A 1,142-nucleotide genomic window follows, 5' to 3' on the forward strand; every position below is an offset into this window, starting at 1 on the left:
AGCTTAGGCTTTTGTGTGATTATCAATGGTAATATTGAAGTAGTACCAAAAGGAATTATGGAATTACCTGAATTACATCATATTAATTTAGAGAATAATAAAATCAGAAAATATCCTCAATTTGTTCGGGGGCAAAAACAATTTGATATAGCATTGGGAGGGAATCCGATCGAAGAATAAACAAGGGTTTTATTCTATCACGACTTTAGTCGTGTTAGGATACTACGTAAACAACCCATGACTTCAGTCATGGGTAAGGGGGTAAACAAAGATGAGATCTTGAAGGGTTGAATGCGAGGCTGTCTAGATATTATTTCCACTTTTTATAGAATTTAAAATTTATGAATACTTCATTTTTAATTAAAATAGGAGCGACATTATTAATTTTTATAACAATGATTTCCTGTCAAACATTAACTGAATCAGAGGCAAAAACTATATTAAAGAAATATTATAATAACGTTGATTTTGTATACAATAATGACAAATCTCATGTTATTGAAATTTATTTCTCAAATTCTGATGTTGATAAAATTCCTAATGAAATAAAAGCTTTCAAATTTTTAAAAAAAATTGAGTTTGAAAAAACAAAACTTAAAGAATTAAACTTTAAAAATATTGTAAATGATGAATTAGAATCAATTGTTATTTACGAATCTCCTTTAAAACAAATTCCTTCAAATATAAATAAGTTTAAAAGACTTAAAAGGTTAATATTTCAAGGTACAGATGTAGATACTATCTCAAATGATATTTTTAAATTAAAAAATTTAGAGATCTTAAATTTTAGTAATACTAAAGTAAAAGGTATTCCTAATGAAATTTTCAAGTTAAATAAACTTACTCATCTTTACGTTAACACAAATAATGATATTCCAAGCCAAATTATGGATTTAAAAAACCTTATTGCATTTGGAGGTTCATTCAATAGTTTCAATAATTTCAAATATTTAAGTGGTCTTAAATATTTATCGTTTAATGATTGTTTGTCGAAAGATATTCCTGAAGATATTGGTAGCTTTGATAGCTTAACAATTTTAGACTTTGTTAATTGTAATATAAGAAGTTTTCCTGATCAGTTATTTCGAAACATTCCAGAACAGCAGCTATATCTTAATTTGCATGGCTGTGACTCTTTAAAA

2 protein-coding genes are annotated in these 1,142 nt (G+C 26.1%); both read left to right on the plus strand.

Features of this window, described 5'->3' with window-relative positions; genetic code table 11:
- Positions 1 to 180: hypothetical protein (locus NH26_RS25585; protein WP_158022042.1), on the plus strand; the 180-nt coding region annotated here is incomplete at its 5' end.
- 161 nt (positions 181 to 341) lie between these two features.
- Positions 342 to 1,142: leucine-rich repeat domain-containing protein (locus NH26_RS24885; protein WP_139263321.1), on the plus strand; the 801-nt coding region annotated here is incomplete at its 3' end.

This window comes from Flammeovirga pacifica, assembly GCF_000807855.2.
Taxonomy (GTDB): domain Bacteria; phylum Bacteroidota; class Bacteroidia; order Cytophagales; family Flammeovirgaceae; genus Flammeovirga; species Flammeovirga pacifica.